This is a genomic window from Nonomuraea sp. 3-1Str (assembly GCF_031570565.1).
Taxonomy (GTDB): Bacteria; Actinomycetota; Actinomycetes; order Streptosporangiales; family Streptosporangiaceae; genus Nonomuraea.
The window spans coordinates 129,963-145,844 of the sequence record NZ_JALHBK010000018.1; the positions used below are offsets into that span (position 1 = coordinate 129,963).

The 15,882-nt window shown below is 71.5% G+C and carries 15 protein-coding genes; 5 read left to right on the forward strand and 10 right to left on the reverse strand.

Translation table 11 applies throughout. The features are described from left to right. The first annotated feature begins 95 nt into the window (after positions 1-95). From MTP10_RS26650 to MTP10_RS26660, 3 genes are all read left to right on the forward strand, one after another. A complete protein-coding gene (locus MTP10_RS26650) occupies positions 96-1,178 on the forward strand; it encodes an LLM class flavin-dependent oxidoreductase (protein WP_310712462.1) in 1,083 nt (360 codons plus the stop codon). 31 nt (positions 1,179-1,209) lie between these two features. Beyond that, on the forward strand, positions 1,210-1,845 hold the full coding sequence (locus tag MTP10_RS26655) for an FMN reductase (RefSeq protein WP_310712418.1): 636 nt from the start codon (positions 1,210-1,212) through the stop codon (positions 1,843-1,845). Positions 1,846-1,938: 93 nt separating this feature from the next. Next, a complete protein-coding gene (locus MTP10_RS26660) occupies positions 1,939-2,712 on the forward strand; it encodes a chitosanase (protein WP_310712419.1) in 774 nt (257 codons plus the stop codon). 43 nt (positions 2,713-2,755) lie between these two features. On the opposite strand, the gene MTP10_RS26665 is transcribed toward MTP10_RS26660, so the two are convergent. From MTP10_RS26665 to MTP10_RS26710, 10 genes are all read right to left on the reverse strand, one after another. Beyond that, entirely contained in the window at positions 2,756-3,088 is a 333-nt protein-coding gene (locus MTP10_RS26665) for a helix-turn-helix transcriptional regulator (protein ID WP_310712420.1), read from the reverse strand. Next, positions 3,085-3,459 carry a type II toxin-antitoxin system RelE/ParE family toxin gene (locus tag MTP10_RS26670; RefSeq protein ID WP_310712421.1) on the reverse strand — a complete coding sequence of 125 codons (375 nt, stop codon included), beginning with the start codon at positions 3,457-3,459 and terminating at the stop codon, positions 3,085-3,087. Before MTP10_RS26670 ends, MTP10_RS26665 begins: the two co-directional genes overlap by 4 nt. 234 nt (positions 3,460-3,693) lie before the next feature. Then, complete coding sequence (locus MTP10_RS26675) at positions 3,694-5,109, reverse strand: L-fucose/L-arabinose isomerase family protein (RefSeq protein ID WP_310712422.1); 1,416 nt, start codon at positions 5,107-5,109, stop codon at positions 3,694-3,696. Positions 5,110-5,228: 119 nt separating this feature from the next. Next, positions 5,229-7,268: a bifunctional aldolase/short-chain dehydrogenase gene (locus MTP10_RS26680; RefSeq protein ID WP_310712423.1), complete on the reverse strand. Its 2,040-nt coding sequence runs from the start codon at positions 7,266-7,268 to the stop codon at positions 5,229-5,231. Further along, positions 7,268-8,413 carry an L-rhamnose isomerase gene (gene rhaI, locus MTP10_RS26685; RefSeq protein WP_310712424.1) on the reverse strand — a complete coding sequence of 382 codons (1,146 nt, stop codon included), beginning with the start codon at positions 8,411-8,413 and terminating at the stop codon, positions 7,268-7,270. Before rhaI ends, MTP10_RS26680 begins: the two co-directional genes overlap by 1 nt. A gap of 28 nt (positions 8,414-8,441) precedes the next feature. After that, entirely contained in the window at positions 8,442-8,753 is a 312-nt protein-coding gene (locus MTP10_RS26690; RefSeq protein WP_310712425.1) for an L-rhamnose mutarotase, read from the reverse strand. Positions 8,754-8,856: 103 nt separating this feature from the next. Then, entirely contained in the window at positions 8,857-9,930 is a 1,074-nt protein-coding gene (gene rhaS / locus MTP10_RS26695; RefSeq protein WP_310712426.1) for a rhamnose ABC transporter substrate-binding protein, read from the reverse strand. Next, positions 9,927-10,883, reverse strand: coding sequence for an ABC transporter permease (locus MTP10_RS26700; RefSeq protein ID WP_310712427.1), 957 nt, complete (start codon positions 10,881-10,883; stop codon positions 9,927-9,929). Before MTP10_RS26700 ends, rhaS begins: the two co-directional genes overlap by 4 nt. Then, positions 10,880-11,917 carry an ABC transporter permease gene (locus MTP10_RS26705; RefSeq protein ID WP_310712428.1) on the reverse strand — a complete coding sequence of 346 codons (1,038 nt, stop codon included), beginning with the start codon at positions 11,915-11,917 and terminating at the stop codon, positions 10,880-10,882. The genes MTP10_RS26700 and MTP10_RS26705 overlap by 4 nt, the downstream gene beginning before the upstream one ends. Next, complete coding sequence (locus MTP10_RS26710; RefSeq protein WP_310712429.1) at positions 11,914-13,410, reverse strand: sugar ABC transporter ATP-binding protein; 1,497 nt, start codon at positions 13,408-13,410, stop codon at positions 11,914-11,916. The genes MTP10_RS26705 and MTP10_RS26710 overlap by 4 nt, the downstream gene beginning before the upstream one ends. Before the next feature lie 122 nt (positions 13,411-13,532). On the opposite strand from MTP10_RS26710, the gene MTP10_RS26715 reads away from it, so the two are divergent. Both MTP10_RS26715 and MTP10_RS26720 read left to right on the forward strand, forming a co-directional pair. Beyond that, positions 13,533-14,888 carry a rhamnulokinase family protein gene (locus MTP10_RS26715; protein ID WP_310712430.1) on the forward strand — a complete coding sequence of 452 codons (1,356 nt, stop codon included), beginning with the start codon at positions 13,533-13,535 and terminating at the stop codon, positions 14,886-14,888. After that, positions 14,876-15,880, forward strand: coding sequence for a LacI family DNA-binding transcriptional regulator (locus tag MTP10_RS26720; RefSeq protein ID WP_310712431.1), 1,005 nt, complete (start codon positions 14,876-14,878; stop codon positions 15,878-15,880). Before MTP10_RS26715 ends, MTP10_RS26720 begins: the two co-directional genes overlap by 13 nt. Positions 15,881-15,882: the final 2 nt, after the last annotated feature.

Here is a 15,882-nt window from a genome sequence, read left to right on the forward strand (position 1 = left end):
ACCGCGCCCCGGCCCACGATCATGGTGGAATAAGCCGGGGCGCCGTCGCGCTGAGGTAGCTGTTAAAGTTTCAACAGTCATAGGTGGTGACTAAGATGCAGTTCGGCGTCTTCAGTGTCGGCGATGTGACCATGGACCCGACCACGGGCCGCACACCGACCGAGAGTGAGCGCATCAAGGCGATGGTGACCATCGCCCTGAAGGCCGAGGAGGTCGGCCTCGACGTGTTCGCCACCGGCGAGCACCACAACCCGCCGTTCGTGCCCTCGTCGCCGACCACGATGCTCGGCTACATCGCGGCGCGGACCGAGCGGCTGATCCTGTCCACGTCCACGACGCTGATCACCACCAACGACCCGGTCAAGATCGCCGAGGACTACGCCATGCTCCAGCACCTGGCCGACGGCCGGGTGGACCTGATGCTGGGCCGTGGCAACACCGGCCCGGTCTACCCGTGGTTCGGCCAGGACATCCGGCAGGGCATCCCGCTGGCCATCGAGAACTACGCGCTGCTGCACCGGCTCTGGCGCGAGGACGTGGTGGACTGGGAGGGCCGCTTCCGCACGCCGCTGCAGGGCTTCACCTCCACGCCGCGCCCGCTCGACGGGGTGCCGCCGTTCGTGTGGCACGGCTCCATCCGCAGCCCGGAGATCGCCGAGCAGGCCGCGTACTACGGCGACGGGTTCTTCGCCAACAACATCTTCTGGCCGAAGGACCACTTCATCAAGCTGATCACTCTCTACCGGCAGCGGTACGCCCACTACGGGCACGGCACGCCGGAGCAGGCGATCGTGGGCCTCGGCGGGCAGGTGTTCATGCGCAAGAACTCCCAGGACGCGGTCCGCGAGTTCCGCCCGTACTTCGACAACGCCCCGGTGTACGGCCACGGGCCCGCGCTGGAGGACTTCATGGCCGAGACGCCGCTCACGGTGGGCAGCCCGCAGCAGGTCATCGACCGGACGCTGACCTTCCGCGAGTACTTCGGCGACTACCAGCGGCAGCTGTTCCTCATGGACCACGCCGGGCTGCCGCTGAAGACGGTGCTGGAGCAGCTCGACCTCCTCGGCGAGGAGGTCGTGCCGGTGCTGCGCCGCGAGTTCGCCAAGGACCGTCCGGACAGCGTGCCGGACGCCCCCACGCACGCCTCCCGCACGGCGGCCCAGCCGTCCGCCGTCTGACCTCTCTTCTCTTCCGAACAGGAGTGTGACCATGAAGCTCGTCGCCGTGTCGGCGGGACTCAGCGAGCCGTCCTCCACCCGCCTGCTGGCCGACCGCCTGCTGGAGGCGGCCCGCCGCCACCTGGAGGACTCCGCCGGCGCGGGCGGGCCGGACCCGGTCGAGGTGCGCGTGGTGGAGCTGCGTGACCTGGCCGTGGACATCGCCAACGCCTTCGTCACCGGCTTCCCCGGCGCCCGGCTGCGCGAGGCCGTCGAGGCGGTCACGCGGGCGGACGGGCTCGTCGCGGTCACGCCCGTCTTCACCGCCTCCTACAGCGGCCTGTTCAAGTCGTTCTTCGACGTCATCGAGCCGGAGGCGCTGGCGGGCAAGCCGGTGCTGATCGCCGCCACGGGCGGCACGGCGCGGCACTCGCTGGCGCTGGAGCACGCGATGCGTCCCCTGTTCGCGTACCTGCGCGCGATCGTGGTGCCGACGGCCGTGTACGCGGCCTCGGAGGACTGGGGCGGCGGGGGCGACGCCTTTACGGACGGGCTGGGTGAGCGGATCGGGCGGGCCGCCGGCGAGCTGGCGGAGCTGGTGTCGGGCCGCGCGGCCACGGCTCGGACCAGCGCGGACGCCGAGGCGGTGGTCCCGTTCGCGCAGCAGCTCGCGGCGTTGCGGCCGTGACGGTACTCCACAGGATTCGGCGAAGCCCTTGACTCCTGTGTGTCCGGTTCGTTAGGAAGGCTTCCTAACGAATCCCGGCTCACAGGAGCGCATGTGTTAACCACCCTCCTCGCCCCCGTCCTGGCGCCCGTGCTCGCGCTGACGCTCCAGGCGCCCGTCGACCTGACCGATCCGCACAAGAAGGACATCGCCATGCAGCTGGTGTCCAGCGCGGAGAACTCGTCGCTCGACTGGAAGGCCCAGTACGGCTACATCGAGGACATCGACGACGGGCGCGGCTACACCGCCGGCATCATCGGCTTCTGCTCCGGCACGAGCGACATGCTCCAGCTCGTCGAGGTCTACACCGACCGCAAGCCCGGCAACGTGCTCGCCAAGTACCTCCCCGCGCTGCGCAAGGTCAACGGCAGCGACTCCCACAAGGGCCTCGACCCGAACTTCACCAAGGACTGGAAGACGGCCGCCAAGGACACCGTCTTCCAGCAGGCGCAGAACGACGAGCGCGACCGCGTCTACTTCGACCCGGCCGTCAAGCAGGCCAAGCAGGACGGCCTGCGGGCGCTCGGCCAGTTCGTCTACTACGACGCCATCGTCATGCACGGCCCCGGCACCGACAAGCTGAGCTTCGGCGGCATCAGGAAGTCGGCCCTGGCCAAGGCCAAGACCCCGGCCCAGGGCGGCAACGAGACGACGTACCTCAACGCGTTCCTGGACGCCCGCAAGGCGGCCATGAAGGCGGAGGAGGCGCACGAGGACACCAGCCGCGTGGACACGGCGCAGCGGGTCTTCCTCAAGAACGGCAACCTCGACCTCGACCCGCCGCTCACCTGGAAGGTCTACGGCGACAGCTACACGATCAAGAAGTGACCGACGGCTCCCGGCCGCGCCCTCCGCCCGGCCGGGAGCCGCCTCATGCCACCTTCCACGTACGGCCTCCCAGCGTGGCGACGATGTCCACCGTGCCGCCGAGGGCGGTGACATAGGCGCGGACCACCTCGATCCCGGACACCTCACCGCTCTCGATGCGGGAGATCCGCCCCTGGCTGACCCCGAGCGCCTCGGCCACCTCAGCCTGGGTGACGCCCATCGATCGGCGCATCTCACTGAGCCGATGACCGAGCTCGTACGCCTCAAGGCGTCCCCGAGCCGCGTTCAGACCCGCCTCCCGCTCGACGTCGCCGCGAGGGTCGAGCTCCCGCGCCTTGGCCTTGACCTCGCCCCACTTGACGAATTCGGCGCTCATCGCTCCTCCTGTCTCCCCAAAGCGATCAGGTGCTCGGTGTATCGCTCGTCCGCCAGCGCGATCGCCTTGTCATACCAGTCGCTCCAGTTTCCCGCCTTGTCACCCGCCACGAGGAAGATCGCCTCTCGGACCGGGTCGAACGCAAAGATCATCCTTATCTCTGTCGTCCCCGTCGATGGCGGCCGCAACTCCTTCATGTTGTGATAGCGGCTGCCTTTCACCCGATCTACCAGGGGACGCCGCGCTGTCGGACCTTCCTCGGCGAGTTGGTCGATGGCGGCGTGAATCAGGTCCGCGGTCCCAGGATCGTCCACGCAGACGGCCAGATACCACTCCTCCACTGCCGGATGCAGACTGATCTCCCAGCTCATGCAGGGAATATAACCAATTCATCATATCGCCCGCCCGGCACTTCGACCAGATCACGGCTGTTGAGCTCCGGAGGCCCTCCCGGCCGCGCTTTCCGCGCGGCCGGGAGCCGGGTGCGGGGTCAGTTGCCGGGGCGGACGGACACCACCGCGTACGGGGTGTCCGGGGTCGCCGGGGTGGTGAAGCGGGCGATGGGCAGGCGGAGGCGGTCGCCGAAGGATGCGACCGGCCGGGGGTCAGATCTCCACCAGCTCCACGTCCATGAGGTCCGCCAGCGCCCGCAGCTCGCCGATCCGGTGGCCGGTGCCGAGGGCCCAGTGGTGGGAGATGCCGGAGGCGCTCCACGCGTCCGTCCACTCCCCCGGGTCGCGGCCGAAGTCCACCCGCGACGTCGTGTTGCCGATCTTGAGGTGCGGGCCGTCCACGGTCACGCCCTCCGAGGCGACGAACGCGAAACTGCCGTCGCGCCGCTGGATGAGCCCGAACGCCGTCACCGGCCCGTGCGCCACGTCGAACTCGACCGAAACACCCCAGCCGCGCTTGCCGTGGAAGACGCCGAGGCCGCGCAGCAGGGGACGGCGGGCGCTGATGGCCAGGTGGGCCGGGCCGTCGTGGCCCATCTCGACGTGGCCGCGCAGGAAGTCCAGCGCCTGCAGCTCGGTGAAGGAGCCGCCCGCGCCGAGCCGGTCCATGATCAGCATGGCCAGGGAGGTGCGCAGCTCGTACTCGCCGGCCGCCGGGACGCCGCGCGCCGTGAGCAGCGACGCGCCGAGGATCATGCCGGCGCCGAGCCGTTCGTGGATCTCGCCGTCCAGCCCGCGGTGGTAGTAGGCGAGGCTGTCCAGGTCGAAGTCCTCCACCAGCCGGTCGAGGCCCACGGAGACGCGGGCCGCCCACTCGAAGTCCTCGGGCACGACCGTGTCGGCCAGCTCGAACACCTCGCGGGCCAGCTCGATACGCTCCTTGACCTCGGTGTCGCCGACCTTCTCCACGCGTACGCGCAGGTCGTCGAACTCCAGGACCTCGACGTGGCCGCCGAAGTTGACCGGGACGAGCGTGAGGTCGGTGGAGACGTCGAGCATGCCCGGGTACAGGTGACCCATCAGCCCGTGACGGCCCTTGCCCAGCGCCGCGCGCACGCCGGCGGCCTTGACCCACCGCTCGATGCGCTCCCAGGCGCGCGGGTCCTCCAGGTAGCCCGACACGGAGCGGAACGGGATGCCGGCCCGGGTGAAGGTGTTGGCCATCTCCGGCAGCGGGCAGGCGCCGCAGTAGGCCAGCCACTGGCCGGTGTCGAAGGTGTCGTGGTCCATCGACTCGGTCGGCTGCAGGTTGATGAGCAGCACGGGCGCGCCGCTGCGCTGCGCGATGGGCAGCAGCATGGTGGCGGTCATGTAGGTGGTCAGGAAGCCGACGATGATGTCGCAGCCGGCCTCGCGCAGCCGTTCTGCCGCGACCGCGCCCTCCTGGGCGTCGGAGATGAAGCCCACGTCCACCACGTCGCAGCCGAGCTCCCCCATCCGCTCCGACACCCGCGCGGACGACCGCTGGAGCTGGGGCAGCAGGTCCGGGAACTGCGGCCAGTACGCGCCGAGCCCGCCGGCGACGAGCCCGACCTTGGTCCGGGGTGCGTTTATCCGTTCGAGCGGCATCGTGCCTCCTGGGGTGTTAGAGCCGTTTTGGGGGGTAGCGGGGTTCGGGGACAGAGGGAGGCGGTGCCGCCGGCGACGGATGACATGCCGGCGGCACCGCTGTGCGCCGCGGGAGACGGCTAGCGCAGGAAGGCGGCGGCCACGCCCGCGTCGACCGGGATGTGCAGGCCGGTGGTCTGCGCCAGGTCGCCGCCCGTGAGGGCGAAGACTGCCGCGGCCACGTGCTCGGGCAGCACCTCGCGCTTGAGCAGCGTCCGCTGGGCGTAGAACTCGCCGAGCCGCTCCTCCTCCACCCCGTACACGGCCGCCCGGTTGGCGCCCCAGCCGGAGGCGAAGATGCCGGAGCCGCGCACGACGCCGTCGGGGTTGACGCCGTTCACGCGCACGCCGTACTGGCCGAGCTCGGCGGCCAGCAGCCGCACCTGGTGGGCCTGGTCGGCCTTGGCGGCGCCGTAGGCGACGTTGTTGGGCCCCGCGAAGACGGAGTTCTTCGAGGAGATGTAGATGATGTCGCCGCCCATGTCCTGGTCGATGAGCACGCGGGCGCTCTCGCGGGAGACGAGGAACGAGCCGCGGGCCATGACGTCGTGCTGGAGGTCCCAGTCGCCGAGCGTGGTCTCCAGCAGGGAGCGCGACAGGGACAGCCCGGCGTTGTTGACGACCAGGTCGACGCCGCCGAAGGCGAGGACCGCCTGCCGTACGGCCTCGGCGACCTGCTCCTCGGAGGTGACGTCCGCCTCGGCGGCGATCGCCACGTCCTCGGCGCGCAGCGCCTTGGCGCCGAGCTCGGCGGCCACCTTGCCGGCGGCCGCCACGTCGCGGTCGGCGACGACCACGCACGCGCCCTCGGCGGCCAGGCGGCGCGCGGTGGCGGCGCCGATGCCGGAGCCGCCGCCGGTGACCAGGGCGACCCGGCCGGCCAGCGGCTTGGGCGCGGGCATGCGCCGCAGCTTGGCCTCCTCCAGCTCCCAGTACTCGATGCGGAACTTCTCCGACTCCGCGATCGGCTGGTAGCGGGACAGGGCCTCGGCGCCGCGCATCACGTTGATGGCGTTGACGTAGAACTCGCCGGCGACGCGCGCGGTCTGCTTGTCCTTGCCGAAGCTGAACATGCCGACGCCGGGCACCAGCACGATCGCCGGGTCCGCGCCGCGCATCGGCGGCGAGTCGGGGGTGGCGTGGCGGGCGTAGTAGGCGGCGTACTCCTCGCGGTAGGAGGCGTGCAGCTCGCGCAGGCGGGCCACGGCCTCCTCCAGCGGGGCGTCCGGCGCGAGGTCGAGCACGAGCGGCGCGACCTTGGTGCGCAGGAAGTGGTCCGGGCACGACGTGCCGAGCGCGGCGAGCCTGGGGTGCTCGGCCCGGGCCAGGAAGTCGAGCACCTCGGGCGAGTCGGTGTAGTGGCCGACCTGCCGCGCGTCGGTGCTCGCCAGGCCCCGGACCACCGGGAACAGCTCGGCCGCGCGGCGGCGGCGGGCCTCCTCCGCCAGCGGCTCGTGCACGACCGGGCCGAACGGGTCGGGACGGCCGTGCTCGGCGATGTACCGCTCGGCGGTGCGGATGATCTCCAGGGAGTTGGCCTGGCACTCCTCGCTGGTGGCGCCCCAGGCGGTGACGCCGTGGCCGCCGAGGATGCAGCCGATGGCCTGCGGGTTCGCCTCCTTGATGGCGGCGATGTCGAGGCCGAGCTGGAAGCCGGGCCGCCGCCACGGCACCCACACGACCCGGTCGCCGAAGATCCGGCCGGTCAGCTCGGGGCCGTCGGCGGCGGTCGCGATGGCGATGCCGGAGTCGGGGTGCAGGTGGTCCACGTGCGTGGCCTCGACCAGGCCGTGCATGGCGGTGTCGATGGACGGCGCGGCGCCGCCCTTGCCGTGCAGGCAGTAGTCGAACGCGGCGACCATCTCGTCCTCGCGCTCAGGACCGGGATAGACCCGGGTCAGCGCGCGGAGCCGGTCGAGCCGGAGCACGGCCAGGCCGGCCGCGGTGAGGGTGCCGAGGTCGCCCCCGGACCCCTTCACCCACATCAGCTCCACCTGCTCGCCCGTCACCGGGTCGGTCTCGCTGCCCTTGGCGGAGGCGTTGCCCCCGGCGTAGTTGGTGTTGCGCGGGTCGGCGCCCAGCGCGTGCGCTCTTTCGAGCAGTTCCTGTACGGCCTGCATCAGGCTCCCCACCCTGCCTGCGCGCCGCCGACCCTCTCGGCGGCGATCTTGTCGAAGTAACCGGACCTGGCGTAGGCGGCCATCGGGTCCGGGTCCAGCCCCATCTCCTCGCGCAGCTCGGCGAGCAGGGGGCGGACGTCGGTGTTGTAGGCGTCCATGAGCACGGCGTTGGCGCCGAGCACGTCGCCCTCGCGCTGCGCGGCGGCCAGCGCGTCACGGTCCACGAGGAGGGCCTTGGCGGTCGCCTCCTGCACGTTCATGACCGACCGGATCTGGCCGGGGATCTTGGGCTCGATGTTGTGGCACTGGTCGAGCATGAACGCGGTCTCGTCGGTGTACCCGCCGCCGCGGATCACCTCGCACATGATGCGGAACAGCTGGAACGGGTCGGCCGCGCCCACCATGAGGTCGTCGTCGGCGTAGAAGCGGGAGTTGAAGTCGAAGCCGCCGAGCTTCCCCTCGCGCAGCAGGAACGCCACGATGAACTCGATGTTGGTGCCCGGCGCGTGGTGACCGGTGTCGACCACGACCTGCGCCTTCGGGCCGAGCTTGAGGCAGTGCGCGTAGGCGGCGCCCCAGTCCGGCAGGTCCGTCATGTAGAAGGCCGGCTCGAACAGCTTGTACTCCAGCAGGAACCGCTGCTCCTCCCCCAGCCGCTCGTAGACGGCGGCCAGGGCCTCGGCGAGCCGGTCCTGGCGCGAGCGGATGTCGTCCTGGCCGGGGTAGTTGGTGCCGTCGGAGAACCACAGCTTGAGCGTGTCGGACCCGGTCTGGTCCATGATGTCCACGCACTCCAGCAGATGGCCCAGCGCCTTCCTGCGCACCGCCGGGTCCGGGTGGGTGACGCTGCCCAGCTTGTAGTCGTCGTCCTGGAACACGTTGGAGTTGATGGCGCCGATCGTCACGCCCAGCTCCGAGGCGTGCCGGGCCAGGTCGGCGTAGTCGTCGACCTTGTCCCAGGGGATGTGCAGGGCGACGGTCGGCGCGACACCCGTGTGGCGGTGCACCTGCGCGGCGTCCGCCAGCTTCTCGTACGGGTCGCGCGGCACGCCCTGCTGGGCGAACACCTTGAACCTGGTGCCGGAGTTGCCGTACGCCCACGACGGCGTCTCGATGCGCTGCCGGCGCAGCTCTTCCTTGATCAAAGCCTTCCCCGATTCATTCTGTCCTGATTCAGTCAAGGTGGAACACTTCTTCCAGCGGCGCGAAGGCCTCGTCCGCCCGGCCCGTCTCGAAGAACGGCGCCATCTCGGCCTGCCACCTGTCGTTGACGTCCGTCTCGGCCATCCGCCGCTGGGCGGCCTCGAAGTCGTCGGTCTCCAGGTATCCGACGAGCAGGCCGTCCTCGCGCAGGAACAACGAGTAGTTGCCCCATCCGGCCGTCCGCAGGGCGTCGAGCATGTCGGGCCACACGGCCTCGTGCCGCTCGCGGTACTCGTCGAGACGGTCCTCGCGCACCTTCAGCAGGAAGCACACGCGCCGCATGGCACCCTCCGCACCTTCACTGGCCCTCGCCTTCGCTGGTCTTGCTCGTGGTGAGGTCCCCGCCGGGCGGCGGGGACCGGGGAGAGCGGTCCTGGGGGGACCGCTAGAAGTCGAACTGGTCGATGTTGGCGGCGTCGAAGGTGAACGGCGGGCCGAGGATGACCTCGCCGTTCGCGCCGATCGTGCGCTCGCCGAGCTTGCCGGCCTTGAACGTCTCGCCCTGGGCGCCGGTGATCTGGCCGGACACCAGCGCGGCCGCCGCGTAGGAGGCGAGGTAGCCGAGGTCCTTGGGGTTCCACAGGGCGAACTTCTCGACCGTGCCGTCCTTGACGAACTGCCGCATCTGGTTGGGCGTGCCGAGGCCGGTCAGCACGACCTTGCCCTTGTACTTGGAGCCGGAGATGTAGCGGGCCGCCGCCGAGACGCCGACCGTGGTGGGCGAGATGATGCCCTTGAGGTCCGGGTACGCCTGGAGCAGGCCCTGGGTCTCGGTGAACGACTTCTGGTCGTCGTCGTCGCCGTAGGCCACCTTGACCAGCTTCATGTCCTTGTAGTCGGGCTTGGCCAGCTCGTCCTTCATGTACTTGATCCAGGTGTTCTGGTTCGTGGCGTTGGCCGTAGCCGACAGGATGGCGATCTCGCCCTTCTTGCCGATCAGGTCGGCGAGCAGCCTGACCTGGCTGCGGCCGACCTCCTCCGAGCTGGCCTGGTTGATGAACAGGTCGCGGCACTCGGGGGCGGCGTCGGAGTCGTACGAGACGACCTTGATGCCCTTGGCGCGGGCCGACGAGAGCGGGCCGCACACGGCGTTGGCGTCGTTGGCGGCGATGAGGATCGCGTCGTGGCCCTGCTGGGTGAGCGTGTTGATGTAGGAGATCTGGGAGGAGGCCGAGGCGTCGGACGGGCCGACCTCCTTCGCCTCGCCCTTGTACTCCTTGGCGGCCTCGATGCCCGCGTTGTCGACGATGGTCTCGTACGGGTTGTTGATCTGCTTGGGGAGGAACGCCAGCTTGATGCCCTCCTTGAGGGGGGCGTTCGGGTCGGCCTTGGCGGCGGCCGAGGAGGAGGCGGGGGCCGGCGCGGGGGCGGAGGTGACGCTGGACTTGGTGGTGCCGCCGCAGGCGGCGGCACCCAGGGCGAGCAGGGCGACCACGGCTGTGAGACGCATCGGGGTCATGGGGTTCCTTTCAGGACGGGCCTGACCAGCGAGACGAGGCGGGGGGTGAGCACCGACACGATGAGGAGGAGCCCGGTGACGATCGACTGGATCTCGGTGGAGACGTCGCCGAGCATGAGCAGGTTGCGCAGCAGCCCGATGAGCAGCACCCCGGCGATGACGCCGCCGAGGGTGCCCTTGCCGCCGTCGAAGTCGACGCCGCCGAGCAGCACGGCCGCGATGACGGCCAGCTCGATCCCGAGGCCGTTGTCGGCCCGGGCCGAGCCGTACCTGAGGGTGAAGACGACGCCGGCGAACGCGGCGACGGTGCCGGAGAGCGTGAACAGCACCAGCTTGATCCGTTTGACCCGGATCCCGGCGAAGAACGCGGCCTGCTCCTGCGCGCCGATGGCGTACAGGGCGCGGCCGAAGCCGGTGGCGTGCAGGACGACCCCGGTGACGGCGGCGAGCAGGACGAACAGGGCGACGGGGTACGGGATCGGCGTACCGGGCACGTCGTCCACGGCGAGCGCGGTGTAGGCGGGCGGGAACTGGGCGACGGCCTGGTCGCCGAGCACCACGTACGCCAGGCCGCGGTAGAGCGCGAGGGTGCCGATCGTGACCGCCAGCGACGGCAGGCCGAGGCGGGTCACGAGCAGCCCGTTGACCAGGCCGCACACGGCTCCGGTGAGCACGACCAGCGGGATGATCGTCTCGATGGCCATGCCGCCGTCCCACAGCGCGCCGACCATGGCGCTGGACAGGCCGAGGACCGAGGCCACCGACAGGTCCACCTCGGCGGCCACCACGAGCAGGGTCATGGCCAGCGCGATGAGCGCGATCTCGCCGAGGTCGCCGAGCGCGAACGACAGGTTGTCCACGGTCGCGAACCCCGGCACGGAGAAGGAGCCCGCGGCGAACACGGCCACCAGCAGCGCGCCGACCAGCACGTCCCAGCGCAGCACCCGGGTCATCGGCGGCTCCCCTTCCTGAGCAGGCGGGCGACGCGGATCGCGAGCACCCGGTCGACGCTGATGGCCAGCAGCAGCAGCGCCCCGGTGATGGCCTGCTGCCAGAACGGGTTGACCCGCAGCACGACGAGGGCGCTGCCGATCGTGGTGAGCAGCAGCGCGCCGAGCGCGGCGCCGTACACGCTGCCGACGCCGCCGGTGATGGCCACGCCGCCGACCACGACCGCGCTGACCACCAGCAGCTCCCAGCCGTTGGCGGAGTCGCCGACGACCGTGCCGAACCGGGCCAGCCACAGCACCCCGGCGAGCCCGGCCAGGCAGCCGCTGACCAGGTAGGCGGCCAGCACGCGCCGCCGGACGGGCACGCCGGCCAGCCGGGCGGCCTCGGGGCTGGAGCCGATCGCGTAGAACTCCCGGCCGCTCGGGTACGCCCGCAGGTAGGCGCCGACCGCGAGCATGACCACGAGCGTGATGAGCGGCAGGTACGGCACGCCGAGCACGGCCCCGTTGCCCAGGGCGAGCAGGGCGGGCGGCAGGTCCACCGCGTTGATCTGCCGGCCGTGGGCGAGGTAGTGGTCGAGGCCCTGGATGACGTACAGCGTGCCGAGCGTGACGACCAGCGCGGGCACGCGGCAGAGGCTGACCAGCAGGCCGTTGACCAGGCCGCAGGCGGCGCCGATGGCCACGCCGAGCAGCACGGCCGGCACGATCCCGGCGCCGCGGGCGAGCACGTCGCCGGTGACGAACGCGACGAGCCCAACCACGGAGCCGACCGACAGGTCGATGTTGCGGGTGATCACCACGATCGACTGGCCGACGGCCAGCAGGGCGAGGATCGCGGTGTTGAGCAGGATGTCCTCGATGCCCTGGCCGGACAGGAAGTTGCCGTTGACCGCGGCGGTCACGGCGACGAGCACGGCCAGCGCCACGACGAGGCTGAGCTCGCGGGCGCGGAAGACGAGGTCCACCAGGGCGCGGGCGCCGCGCGTCCCGAGCTCCCGGCCCGGTCCCTGGTCCGGCACCGTGGTCGCGGTCATGCGGCCCTCCTCGTGGCAGCGTGCATCACGCTCTCCTCGGTGGCCTCGGCGCGCGGGATCTCGGCGCTCAGCCGCCCCTCGCGCATGACGAGCACCCGGTCGGCCATGCCGAGCACCTCGGGCAGGTCGGAGGAGATCATCAGGACGGCGATGCCCTGCCCGGCCAGCTCCGACAGCAACCGGTGGACCTCGGCCTTGGTGCCCACGTCGATGCCGCGCGTCGGCTCGTCCACGACGAGCACGGACGGCTCGGTGGCCAGCCACTTGGCGAGCACGACCTTCTGCTGGTTGCCCCCGGACAGCACGCCGACGCCGTCGCCGAGCCGGGCGAACTTCAGCCGCAGCCGTGCCGCCCAGTCCGCCGCGCGGTCGCGCTCGGCCCGCCGCGAGATCGTGGGGCCGCGGCGCAGGGAGCGCAGCCCGGTCAGGCCGATGTTGCGCTCGATCGACATCTCCATGACCAGGCCCTGCTGGCGGCGGTCCTCCGGGACGAGGGCGAGGCCGGCGCCCATGGCGGCCGTGGGGCTGCCGGGCGGCAGCTCGCGGCCGTCCACGGTGACCGTGCCGGCGTCCCACCGGTCGATGCCGAAGATCGCGCGGGCCACCTCGCTGCGGCCGGCGCCGACGAGCCCGGCCAGGGCGACGATCTCGCCGCGCCGCACCTCGAAGGAGACGTCGGTGAAGACGCCCTCGCGGGTCAGCCGCTCGACCCTGAGGGCGACGTCGCCGACGGCCGCCTCCTGCTTCGGGTAGAGGGCGCCGAGGTCGCGGCCGACCATGCGGCGCACCAGGTCGTCGTGGGTGAGACCGGCGACGGGCTCGCTGGCGATCCACTGGCCGTCCCGCAGCGTGGTGACGCGCTGGCAGAGGGCGAAGATCTCGTCGAGCCGGTGGGAGATGAACAGGACCGCGCAGCCGTGCTCGCGCAGCGCCTCGACGACGGAGAAGAGGCGGGCGACCTCCGCGCCCGACAGCGCGGCCGTCGGCTCGTCCATGACGAGCACGCGGGCGTCGCGGGAGAGCGCCTTGGCGATCTCCACGAGCTGCTGGTCGGCGATGGACAGGCCGCGCGTGGGGCGGCCGGGGTCGAGGGCGACGCCGAGCCGGCCGAACAGCTCGCGGGTCTCGGCGCGCATGGCGGCGCGGTCGATGCGGCCGAGCGAGCGGCGGGGCTGGCGGCCCATGAAGATGTTCTCGGCGACGGACAGGTCGGGGAAGAGCGTGGGCTCCTGGTAGATGACGGCGACGCCGGCCTGCTGGGCGCCGGCCGGTCCGGAGAAGACGACGGGCTCGCCGTTGAGCAGGATCCTGCCCTGGTCGGGGCGGTGGACCCCGGCGAGCGTCTTGACGAGCGTGGACTTGCCCGCCCCGTTCTCGCCCGCGAGGGCGTGCGCCTCGCCCGCGTGCAGCTCGATGGAGACGTCCCGTAGCGCCCGGACCGCGCCGAAGGACTTGCTGACGCCGGCGAGTGCGAGCGTGGGGTGAGCGCCCATACATCCTCCGCGCGACAAACGTTTTAACAGGATGTTTCCGGAATGTAGGCGCTGCGCCTGCGGCCGTCAATGGGTCACCCTCGGCTATGGCGCCATTGTGATTGATACGTTTTAATCAGCGCATGCGATTCACCGCTGTGGACCTCGGCGCCTCCAGCGGGCGCGTGATGACCGCCGACATCACCGCCGACAAGATCGAGCTCGCCGAGGCGCACCGCTTCCCCAACCGGCCGGTACGGGTGGCCGGGACCCTGCACTGGGACATCCTCTCCCTGTACCAGGGCGTGCTCGACGGCCTGCGCAGGGCGGGGCCCGCCGAGTCGGCCGGCGTCGACTCGTGGGCCGTGGACTACGGCCTGCTCGACGCCGCGGGCCGGCTGATCGGCAACCCGGTCCACTACCGCGACGCGCGCACGGCCGGGGTCGCCGAGCGGATCGACCCGTACGAGGTGACGGGGCTGCAGTTCCTGCCGTTCACCACGGTCAACCAGCTCCTGCGCGAGCGGCTCGACGAGGCCGCGACACTGCTGATGATCCCGGACCTGATCGGCTACTGGCTGACCGGGCGGATCGCCGCCGAGCGCACCAACGCCTCCACCACCGGCCTGTACGACGTGACCCGCCGCGACTGGGCGTGGGACCTGGTCGACCGGCTCGGCCTGCCCCGCCGGATCCTGCCGCCGATCACCGATGCCGAGTCGGCTCCCGTGCGCGAGGACGTGGCCGCCGAGCTGGGCTACTCCACGGTCGTCACCCAGGTCGCCTCGCACGACACCGCCTCCGCCGTGGTGGCCGTGCCCGCCACCGGCCCGAACTTCGCCTACATCTCGTGCGGCACGTGGTCGCTCGTCGGCGTCGAGCTGCCCGCCCCGGTGCTCACCGAGCAGAGCCGGCTGGCCAACTTCACCAACGAGACGGGCCTCGACGGCACCGTCCGCTACCTGCGCAACGTCATGGGCCTGTGGATTCTGCAGGAGTGCCTGCGCGTCTGGGACCACCCCGACCTGGAGGCGCTGCTGGCCGAGGCCGAGCACGCCCGCACCGACGCGGTCATCGACCCCGACGACCCGTCGTTCCTGCCGCCGGGCGACATGCCCGCCCGCATCGACGCCTACTGCAGCCGTACCGGGCAGCGGCCGCCGGAGGGACGGGCGCAGGCCGTACGATGCATCCTGCAGAGCCTCGCCCTCGCCTACAAAAAGGCCGTCGACGACGCGGCCCGCCTCAGCGGGCGGCCCGTCGAGGTCGTCCATGTGGTCGGCGGCGGCTCGCGCAACGCGTTGCTGTGCCGGCTCACGGCCGAGGCGACGGGGCTCCCGGTGGTCGCGGGCCCGGTCGAGGCGGCCGCCCTCGGCAACGCGCTGGTGCAGGCGCGAGCCCGCGGCCTGGTCGGCGACCTGGCCGAGATGCGGGATCTGGTACGGCGGAGCGCGGACGTGCGCACCTACGAGCCCCGGGGGCGTGAATGGCCACAGTGAGCATCAAGGACGTCGCGGCCCGGGCGGGCGTGTCGCCCGGGACGGTGTCCAACGTGCTCAACCGCCCCGAGAAGGTCGCGGGCGGCACCCGCGCCCGCGTCGAGGCCGCCATCCGTGACCTGGGGTTCGTCCGGCACGGCTCGGCCTCCACGCTGCGGGCCGGCCACAGCCGCACGATCGGGCTGTCGGTGATCGACATCGGCAACCCGTTCTTCACCGACGTCGCCGCCGGCGTGGAGGACATGGCCAGCGAGCGCGGCTACGCGGTCATCCTGGGCAACTCCTCGGGCAGCCGGCCGAAGGAGGAGCGCAACCTGCTGGTCTTCGCCGAGCAGCGGGTGCGCGGCGTGCTCATCACGCCCTCCGACGAGGACCCCGCCCGGCTGGAGCGACTGCGCGAGCGGGGCATCGCCGTGGTGCTCGTGGATCACCCGGCCGAGCGCTCCACCCAGTGCGCGGTCGCGGTCAACGACGTGACCGGCGGCGCCATGGCGGCCGGCCACCTGCTGCGCGGCGGGGCCGGGCGGCTCGGCTACGTGACCGGGCCCCCCGCCATCCGGCAGTGCCAGGACCGGCGGCGGGGCGCCGAGCAGGCCCTGACCGCGGCCGGACGCGACCCGGCGGAGCTGCGCGAGATCGCGATGCCGGCGATGACGGCCAAGGCCGGTCAGCAGGCGGCCGAGAAACTGCTGGCCGAGGGCACCCTGCCCGACGCGCTGTTCTGCGCCAACGACCTGCTGGCGCTCGGCATGCTGCGGGGCCTGCTCCAGGCGGGTGTGCGGGTGCCCGAGGACGTGTCGCTGATCGGGTACGACGACATCGACTTCGCCTCGGCCTCCACGGTGTCGCTGTCGTCGATCCGGCAGCCGACCTACCAGCTCGGCCGGGTGGCCACCGAGCTGTTGCTGGACGAGTGCGACAACCCTGACACGCACGCGCACCAGCAGATCATGTTCCAGCCGGACCTCGTCGTGCGGGAATCCACGCGGTAGGT